The 9,710-nt window shown below is 55.5% G+C and carries 8 protein-coding genes; 1 reads left to right on the top strand and 7 read right to left on the bottom strand.

Going from position 1 to position 9,710, the window contains the following annotated elements; genetic code table 11:
- Positions 1-740: 740 nt before the first annotated feature.
- Together KW848_RS30970 and KW848_RS30965 are read right to left on the bottom strand one after the other, a co-directional pair.
- Positions 741-929 (bottom strand): AlpA family transcriptional regulator, encoded by a 189-nt coding sequence (locus KW848_RS30970; protein ID WP_218539126.1) that lies wholly within the window; start codon positions 927-929, stop codon positions 741-743.
- A gap of 53 nt (positions 930-982) precedes the next feature.
- The gene (locus tag KW848_RS30965; protein WP_218539125.1) at positions 983-2,380 is read right to left on the bottom strand and encodes a MarR family transcriptional regulator; all 1,398 of its coding nucleotides are present in this window, start codon (positions 2,378-2,380) and stop codon (positions 983-985) included.
- Between the two features lie 160 nt (positions 2,381-2,540).
- Here KW848_RS30965 and KW848_RS30960 point away from each other — a divergent pair, with 160 nt between their 5' ends.
- Complete coding sequence (locus KW848_RS30960; RefSeq protein WP_218539124.1) at positions 2,541-3,212, top strand: hypothetical protein; 672 nt, start codon at positions 2,541-2,543, stop codon at positions 3,210-3,212.
- 162 nt (positions 3,213-3,374) lie between these two features.
- Here KW848_RS30960 and KW848_RS30955 read toward each other — a convergent pair whose 3' ends face one another.
- The 5 genes from KW848_RS30955 to tssI all read right to left on the bottom strand — a co-directional run.
- Positions 3,375-4,118 (bottom strand): hypothetical protein, encoded by a 744-nt coding sequence (locus tag KW848_RS30955; protein WP_218539123.1) that lies wholly within the window; start codon positions 4,116-4,118, stop codon positions 3,375-3,377.
- Positions 4,119-4,493: 375 nt separating this feature from the next.
- Positions 4,494-6,698, bottom strand: coding sequence for a lipase family protein (locus KW848_RS30950; RefSeq protein WP_256365345.1), 2,205 nt, complete (start codon positions 6,696-6,698; stop codon positions 4,494-4,496).
- 12 nt (positions 6,699-6,710) lie between these two features.
- Positions 6,711-7,511, bottom strand: coding sequence for a hypothetical protein (locus KW848_RS30945; RefSeq protein WP_256365344.1), 801 nt, complete (start codon positions 7,509-7,511; stop codon positions 6,711-6,713).
- Positions 7,508-8,362 (bottom strand): DUF4123 domain-containing protein, encoded by an 855-nt coding sequence (locus KW848_RS30940; RefSeq protein WP_218539122.1) that lies wholly within the window; start codon positions 8,360-8,362, stop codon positions 7,508-7,510. Before KW848_RS30940 ends, KW848_RS30945 begins: the two co-directional genes overlap by 4 nt.
- On the bottom strand, positions 8,359-9,710 hold a 1,352-nt coding region (tssI, locus tag KW848_RS30935; RefSeq protein ID WP_218539121.1), incomplete at its 5' end, for a type VI secretion system tip protein TssI/VgrG. The genes tssI and KW848_RS30940, both read right to left, overlap by 4 nt.

Raw genomic sequence — 9,710 nt, 5'->3', positions numbered from 1 at the left:
CCTCAGTGGGATGAGTATTTATTTACGGCTTGATCACCATGGACTGACCTCAGATCATCGTATGGCACTGGTCTTGTGACTGGCTGAGCTACAGCAAGCAGAGTGATGGAGTTCATGTTGCTTACCCATTGAGAGGGAAGCCTAATAGCCCTCTGAATAGGACCTAGATTGGTATCTATATTGATGATTCGTGATGTAAGAATCTATTAGCCTTTTGAAGATCAGTAATGATTAATAGAGGGTGTAGTAATGGGTGTAGCGAAGAGTGTAGTAATGGGTGTAGCAAGGAATGGTGAAGTAAAGGCTTAGTAAGGTATGTATAGAAATATGGATGTAGAGAGTGTGCAATCGAGGAGTATTTAGTAAAGAGTAATCATGGAGTGTATTAATAATACTAATACAGAGATTCACACCTCCGCTCCAGCCAGGGAGTTGAGCAGCGAATGACCGGAGCACACGGGAGGAACATAGTCTTTTCGATAACTTCGATACTCTGGAACTAAACCACAAGCTCGGAGCGAAAAGGTCAGCAGGAACGCCAACCGAATGACTCGATTGAAGCTCATCCCATCGACCGCTCGCCACCCTGGCTACTGAACGCTTGCCAACAGGTCTTGCCTACCGCGAGAACAGCAACCGTACTCTGTCGGGGGTCATACGGCATACAGGCATCACGACGGGAGTCACCCCCGTCGTGATGCCTGTCAATGACTCATCGCTAGCTATGCTCAGGCTGTGGTTTAGTCAGCCAGGTCGCGCTCTTCGATTCTGGCCAGGATCCAATCGTGGACCTCTCCCTCCACCCAGCCTACGCAGCGCTCTCCCAATGAGACCGGCTTCGGGAACGTACTGTCAGCGATGTACTTGTAGATGGTCGACCGGGCCAGACCGGTCGAGTCGATAACGTCTTTCAGGCGAATGATCCTCATGAACGGGGCTCCTCTGTTCGTTCAGAGGATGGGTAGGGTCGGTAAAAAATGACCTAGGGCTTCCCAGTCTTGCGCTTGGGCGGCGTGAGCAACCCAAAGTCATAGCGGTTAATCAGATTGACTTCAGACTCTGCCATCTCTGGTCGAAGCCTGACCACACCGGGTCGCTCCTCCTCCAGCCAGACAAACGCCTTGGCACCTTCTGGGTGCGATCCAGCCACCAGGGTGATGACCTTGTAGCCCAGATCGTCGGCCACGGGGAGCACGCTCATCTGCCTCCCATCCAGCGACAGAAAGGTGGCCTGACCGAAGCGACTGCGAAACTCATGGGCGATCTCGTGGGTCAGCCTGTAGAAGTGCTCGATGATCTCTACCCATTCGCCCTCCCGTCGCTCCGTCTCGGCGGGAGTGTCCTCGCCGGTCACCTTCGCTACAGGCTGGCGAAAATCACGCCTGATCATGGCGTAGAGCTTGTCGTCCCACAGGTAGGCCCCCGGCACAAGAGCCGACCAGCGCTGGGACAGTAAAAATGAGGCGTACCGATACAGCAGGCTCTGGAGTACGAGGTAAACACGCGGTCGCTGCCCCGCCAGAAAGCGGATGACGCTCAGCGGCGCCACCAGGGCTGAACCCCTATCCCCGCGCTCATACGCGGCGACATCGAAGCTGAGAATATCGGCATGGGTAAAGCGCTTGGCCTCCCCGTCCCACGCCAGATGCACCATCACCGAGCAGTGACTGGAGAGCCCGAAGCCAGGGTTCAGATTTAAAAAGTAGGTGCTGCTGACTCTGGCCCTGGCAAAAATCGAACTGGAGACCCCAGGCACGTAACGACGGATCAACCCCAGGTCCATCAGACGCCGCAGGCGGTGCTTTAAGCTGGCCGCGTCGAAGCCGGTCAACTGACGCAACTCCGGACCGCCGAGCCCGCTGACCACACCACAGTGATCCGCACGCGCCAGCAGGGTGGCGAACAACAGCCGATTACACGCACTCAGTCGTTGGCTTGCGCCCGGTGGCGCCGGTCGTCCCGTCTTGGTCGCGGCTAGCCGTTGTTTTGCCGGGCGCGGCTGAAGGCCGGGCACTTGCGTCGCGATGGGGGCGCCAGACAATAGACCGTCGAGCAATTCGGCGTGAACCCCGTACACCGGCCCGCTGACCGTCAACGTCTGCACCACCCTCGGAGAGAGCGCGTAGGTGATCGCAGGTCGACCTTTACCCTCCGACAGTGAGCGCTCTCGCACCACCAGACCTAACTGCACCAACTCCCCCAAGGCGTCACTCACCAGTGGCTGAGGCAGCCGAAACCGTACCGCCAGCGCCTCGACTCGGCAGCCCTGCGCATCGCCCGCCGTGCGCAGCCCGTCAGCCGCGAGCAGCTCAAACACCCACCGGGTTTCGGGATCAGCCCCTTGCAGTGACGCTATAAACAGCTGATAGAAAAGCTTCATAGGCTGAAGTAACTTAATTAATTAACAGTTTTTATACCCTATTATAAATATTGACTTTGTACAATAACGTTATTCATAGCGTGACAGTAACATGACAATAACGGCTACAATGTTAACCTTACCTACGCAGAAACTCCTGCCAGGCGGATGGACAGAAACGATGATCGACGAGAAGCGCGAGCTGAGATGGTTACGCGGAAATGGCGATGAGTGGCAGTGGGCACAGCAGTACATCAGCAAGCATGCCGACACCGCGATGCGCAGCGACATCAGGCGCTTTGCTCGACGAATGGAAGGGGGTTACGACCAGGTCGTAGCGGACATCGCCCACCTGGAGCAGACCGCCGAAGGATTGAAGTTTGTGATTCGGCTGAAGAATGCGCTGAGGCAACATCGCTACCGCGCCCCCAGTCACGGCAGAAAGCCGTGTACCTTTTCGCTGCCCAATGCGACTAGAACGAATCTCTCTCGCCTGTCCAAGACCAATAGGATCACGGAGACAGCCGTCATCACCACGCTCATCGACGACGCTGAGTGGGTCGCCAGAAAGCACAGCGAGCGCGAGAAGAGCCTCAAGACTAGCCTGGCGCTGGAACGCAAACGCTCAGAACTCGCTTTGGAAGCAGCCAACGCTCAGCTAGAACAAACGCTAAAGCACCTGGAGCGCACCACTGAGCGTCTCGTGATGTGGGAGTTAGCCATGGAGAGCGAACAACCACCGTTTAATGGCGAACAGGAACAGGTCAGGCAAGAGGTGGAAAAACGCCTGAAGAAGGTGAAGACGATGAACGCGATCATTGCCTTGAGCCACAACCTGCCGAACGGAGACTAAGCTGCAATGAGTGGCACAGGAGCCGACGGGCATGCACCCCGGATACCCTCCTTATGGCCTTATGGACTCAACATGCGCTAGAGAGCGCTATGGCCATGGCAGTGCCAACGCGACATAAACGACGACCCTGGGGCCTGACGCACTCGCCAGCACGGCAAAGCACTAGATCCCGAGCCATCTAACGACACGGATAACTTTCCAAAATCCACACGGGGGAACAAATGGGGGAACAGAAACCACAGAATGCAAAAAGACCCCGTAAAACGGGGCCTTTAGGCTAAATAATGGCGGATAGATAGAGCGCATTGCCTTGTCCAGGTGACCACCCTGGCGCACAAAACTTACTGCTTCTTTATTGCGACGGCTGCGCATCCAGGTGATCCACTGAAGCAACTCCATGTGTCCCAGCCCCTCGATCAACAATAAAAACTGTGCACGCCAGCGCGTACTGCCTCCTATCCCCAATCCAGAGTGCCGCTTGAGATCTGGAATGCTTTTACCATCCATAACCCCTCTAGCAAAATCGACCCAGAGTTCAGTACGGGTCATCCCGGATAATGGGGTACCCGATAAAAGGGAAAAACAGGTAACGCAGGGGTCACACTTGAACTTCGGACGAGCGCCTTTGATGCGATAGGTCTGCATCCCCTGACACCTCGGGCACGCCGCGTGCTGCGCGCTCAACGTTGTTTCGATCCAGGTGATGACAGCCTGCTGTTGCGTCGCAATATGCTCTGGCGGCTGTAGGCTTTCCCGGTCATGGCGCGTTGTCCACCACTGATGCAAATCAGGGCACTCGTCAGCCATCACCTCTCTGACGGCTTGTCCCCAGCTAAAATAAACTTTGTGGTTCACCCCCAAACGAGGAGCGATCTGCACGCTGGACCAACCGGCAAGCAGATACACAGCAAACCTCCACCACAACTCCATCTTCCTCATTTTAGCAAAAGGAGTTCCGCTCAAACTATTGAAGCTGTTGCGACAGGATCTGCAGTAGTACCGCGCAAGCCGTTGTTCGGCACGATTATTCTGGAGGCCGACATTGGTGCTGTCACACCAAGCGCAGTACCGGACACGACGATAGGGTAACTCATGCAGATAGCGGATTAGCCGGTTAGCCTCAGGGCGCAGGTTCTCCGGAAGACACACATCGTACTCGGGCAAATTATCGTATCCGGAGACGGGAAGCGTGGAAAGGGTTTTCAGGTAAAACCTCCAGGCATGACGGCATATCGCTACTGGCTCGCGGGTATTCCCGGCACGAACCAGTAGCCACCGCGACTAAAAAATAGAATCGATGTCCAGCGTATGAGGCATGCCGCTGCGAAAAGTGAACATTAAGTCGTCATTGTCCTGCTGAGGAATCATCGCTATTTGCACCTGGGCCAGGTTCTCGCGCTGGCCCATCCAGCGATGCAGGGTGTCTTTCAGGCTGGGGGATTGCGCAACGCTACCGTAGACATCGACAAGGGTCAGACGGCGCTCATGGAGCCTCTTAAGACGTAGCAACGAATCAAGAAGATGTTGTGACTCTGTGGACAAATCAGATGCTAGCTGGAGGTGCTCGGGATCGTTGTTGTGGTAGCGCAAAGTGTTTCTCGTTTGCCTACTTTGATCCTGCACCTTGCTGCGCATCGCCGCTAGGGCTGCCGCCACCAACTTGTATTCATCCTCAGTGACTATTGTCGTGCCCGCGTCTTGCGTTTGCTGCCAGCGTCGTAAGGTCGCCCATGAGAACGGGATGTAGGACCCCGGTGCACTGTGGTCGCCTAAATTCATTACCTGATCAATCAAACCACCACGAAACGGCAGGTCGCCATCTTTGGCGAGGGCCCGAGAACAAGCGGCTTCTTCAACAGATGCACAGCCCGGATTCCAGAGAATCGACGACTTTTTCTTTCCGGTAAAATCCACCTGCATGAAGTGATGCAACGTACCGTGGTGCTGATAAGGATCGCCACCAACACGAGCCAGGCCAACGGCGAAGATCAAGATGCCTAAAACGGGGTTGGTAATAAAGAGGGCTGCAAGTCCTGGAATCCAGATCGTTCGTCGTGCGTTCATCCAGGGTGCAGGGACACCGGGAATCATGTCGTTGTTGTTCACCATCCGGTGATGAGCCAGCGGCTTGGCAGCGGCGACGAACGTGGCATCACCTACGCGTGGCGAACCATAAGTGTAGAGGAGGATGTCGTATTTTCGGATTTCATCACATCGCAACGCTTCCGCCAGCAGCAACGCAATCGCGCCGCCCAAACTATGACCGCTGATGATGATCTTTTGACCGGTATAAAATCGGATTAAGTAGCTTTGAATAAAGCTTTTTAGTGCCTTATACGCGTCGTAAAAGCCATGATGGACCTTGCCATGCCCCTCCTCAAAGGGTACTTGTGCCGCATCCGCATCCCGCCACCAATCTGACAACTCCTGCGTTCCACGGATAGCGATCAATATGATGTCGTCATGATGGGTGATGAACGCCTGCGTGCTCTTCTCACTCACCCAACACTTATTGCTGTCATCAAAGAAATGCAGATTGGCAGGGTGTTCCTGATTATCACCCGGTTGGTTTTGTTCATACACGGTTGGATCGAACGGCAAAATCTCGAACCGCTTGGAATAGGGAACTTCCTCGTACAATGGGAAATACCGGGTAACCGACGACTGCACACTGTCGACCTTCCAACTTTCTCGATAGTTCGAAAGCGCGTCACCAAAAAAGTTACCCACGCTGGGATCCAACGGGAAATTCACAGAGTCCACAGGTTTTTTGGCGGGGTTCTGGCCGAAATTGGAATAGCTCAGATCCGCCATGATCGCGAGCTGGTAAAGGTTCAGTGCGCTGAAGGCATCATCGGTTGAGAGCATGGGTCTGAACGCACGCAGTGGGCGCACCTGTAGCAGCGTGTGCCGGTTGGGCAACAGCCCAACACCGAACAGCGATAACGGCTCGGGACCAAACCTCAGCTCATCTAGCGCTCTGACCAAGATGTCATCGGGCGGGTATTTACGGTCAATGGCAGGGGGTAAATGCGCGACATGCTTGACCAGGTCCCGTACCTCTACCTGGATGAATTTATCTCCCGCCTTTTGCGCGGGGTTGTGTTCGACAGGGAGACCGTCTTGGTGGAAAAAACGGGTTTGTTCGGCTCGGACTTGGAGTTCGGTGATCGGGAGCGGATAAGACTTACGGATCATTAAATCGTTATAAACAAGCTCTCCGCCTGTATATTCAACATCTAACATCAATACTACTGGCCCTCGATAGTGGTCCTCCACTCTGGCAAATCCTTCAGCGTCCAGCACCCCGGTGTACTGCTGTTCTGCGCTGTCCTGAAGGGTATAGGCCAGACCGGCATACGGTTTGCCCTCACCGAACTCGTCCACCAACTGAAAACTGACCCAGTGACCTTTTAATGGGCAGGCTAACATCCTGTCGCCAAAGGCCGGCTTTTCCCAATCGTCCATGGGTTTATACGAACTCATCCTTTGATGTCCTTATTCGGTGCAGTTGGGGTAGACGGTGCAGTCACGTCCATCGGGCATTTTGAAAGGTTTGAATTGAGGGGGAGTTACACAAAGTTCCTCAATGTCGCGCCCCCAATTCCCCTTGCACGGTTTCCACCCACCAGACGTTTTAATCCAATAGCGATCAAAATACGGCTGCTCCTCTTTCGCCATCGTCAGTACCAACTTGACGGTCTTTCCCGCTAACTGATCGCGCTGCAACGCTCCACCTGCCAAGCTTTTTTGCACGACGCCATTCGCGTCCAGCCCCCGGCACTGGAGGATTTTCACAATGTAACGATACGGACCCATCGTGCGAAACAGCCACTGGCACTGGCCTTGGAAAACAATGGGGTCTGACGCGGAAAAAGGCTGAACCGTTTCTGATGGCTCATCGCGGATTGATAAGCCGGCAGTGGCCATATCCATGTCCAGCTCACGCTTGCCCCACTGTCCTTCGATATTCAACACCACATTTTTCAAGACCATTGAACAGCCGTGTACGGTGTCAGTCAGTGGCACTTTGAACTCCACCGAGTGTGCGGTGTTCGGTTGCTCGCTTTTGGATAACTTCCGCCTGAAGCGTTGCTCCTCACCTGAAGGTATTTGGCACATGTCCCACGGTGTCTGCTTGTAATAAGCGATACCACCAATGCTAAAGTTTTCCGGCATGTCGGCCTGGAAGGTAAAACTCTCGGTCTGCGCCATCGAGCAACCTGACGCCACCACGGCCATTGCGCTCACCAATAAGACCCGCAGGAGTTGGGGAGTAAAACGTCGTACGTGCATCATTCAGAGTGTTCTCCTGACCAGAATTTCGACTCATTAAAAAGGCGCTCGTAGTGAGCCTGCGGCGTTTCATCGGCATGAGGCAACCAGTTTTTTAGGATGAGCGGGTCAGCTTCAATGAGTTTGTTGATGATCAAAAAATGCACTTGCTCAGGGGTAGACCATCCCCATTGCTGAGCCTGCGAGAGTTGCTCTGCAAGCCAAGCGCTTGGGGCTTGACGCTGACTGAGTCGCATCAACTCGTCGCTATGTTCGGCCCACAGATACCGGTAGAGATTGGACTGACGCATATCCATAGACTGCCTCGCCGATGCCGGTACGTTCAGCCACAGCGGATCAGCAGGAACCGGGTGTTCGCCGGGAGCAGGATTGTGGGTGACGCCCCAGGATGCGCCTTGCCAGTAACACACACTGATCGCGGGCCCCAGGTACTCAGGGCGGGCCTCTTCGGGGATATGTCCCAAGGCGCGGGTGAGGACACGATTGTCGTGGAAACGGTACAGCGCCTGATTGGGCCGTGTGCCGATAATCAGTCGCTCACGCCAGTGTTGGGTCAGCGCAGACAGGTCATCTTTGTGAATGCTCGCCAGCCAGCCCCAATGGCGCTCAGGCACCTTGAGCAGTTCGTTGATCCGCTCATCGTCAGGATTGTCGATGAGGAATATGAAAGGCCCCGCATCCGCCAAATCGAAGGCCGCAGTCTCGTCGTACACACGGCGATGCTGATCTGGGTCACTGGAATTCAATAAGACTTGGCGGACGTCGAGTTCGCCTTCCGAGTCTAGAATCAGGCACAGGGCATGGTCGAGTTCTAGCTGATCGGTGATCCATTGCCGAGGGGTGGCAACCATCATGAGGTCATTCCTTTGGGCAGACAAAGGCCATTTTTACAGGCCTCGCAAAGCGGGCAGAAGTCCGCATCTTTGGCTTTAGTCACCCCTATCAGTGCGTTTTGCGTGGGAGCCATCACTGGGGAAAGTGCCGGTGCGTTGCTGATCAGCGCCTGTGCGGCCTGAAGCGAAGGAACGCCTGCCTGGGGCGCTCCCCCCTGGACGATGGGCACGCTGCTGAAAATCCCGCCTGAGTTGATGACGATGTACTGACCACCGACCTTAAGCGTCAGGCTGACGTCCGCTTCGATCACCACATTGGTGGCAGTGACGTGAGCCTGTGTGCCCGCCTGAATCACCAGCGAGCCACCCGTCGTGGTGCTGCTGTCGCCGGTAATGCTGATCAGCTCATTGCCGCCGATCACGGTGTTACGCAGCCCTTGGGTGGTGTGCAGCTCATCACCCTTGATCAAGCTGGAGCTGTGGTGGTCCACCTGCTCAAAACGGTCATGACTGATCAGGCTGTGACTGTCGCCGATAATCTGCTCGCGGCGGTCATGTCCGATCCGGGTGTCGCTGTCGTTGAGGATCACCTGTTCGAGGTCACGCTGCGCCCGCAGGTAGATTTTTTCTTGCCCCGTACGGTCTTCAATCGACAGTTCGTTGTAGCCGCCGCTGGCGGGCGAGCTGTGGCTGCGCAACACCGTCTTGGTTTTGTTCGCCGGCAATGGGTACGGCACCGGCGTGACCTTGTTCGGCACACACCCGATAATCAGCGGATGGTCGGAATCACCTTCCAGGTAGGTCACCACCACTTCCATGCCGATGCGCGGAATGATTACCGCGCCAAAGCTGTCCCCGGCCCAGCTGGATGACACCCGTATCCAGCAACTGCTCTTGTCGCTGTTCAGTTCGGCCCGGTCCCAATTGAACTCGACCTTGACCCGACCGTACTCATCACAAAAGATTTCCTCGCCGGCAGGCCCGGTGACACGGGCGGTCTGGCTGACTAATTCCTTTTCACGGGTGACCAGCGGTGGACGGTAGAACACGTCCCAGGGAATCGCGGTGAAGGTGTTGCGGTAGCCTTGGGTGAAGCCATCTTCGGCGTTCTCTTCGCTGGTGACCGACTCCTCCAGAACCTGGGGCTGTTTTCCTTGGTGATGAACACTGCACAGCAGCCACAAGGCGTTGCACGCCTGACGCGGGTGTTCGGTCAGGGTAACGAAGTGGCCACAGCGCAGGGTCGGTTGGTCGCTTTGCCCCTCGGCCAACTGGTAATCCGCACGGTGCCGCTCCAGGGCCTGTCGAGCGAGCTGTTTGCCACGTGCCAGATTGTCCATCTCCACCGGGTAGTGGTAGTCCTCAAGCG

The organism is Pseudomonas sp. PDM25 (assembly GCF_019219045.1).
Lineage (GTDB): Bacteria > Pseudomonadota > Gammaproteobacteria > Pseudomonadales > Pseudomonadaceae > Aquipseudomonas.
This window is presented reverse-complemented; position numbering and strand designations above follow the sequence as displayed.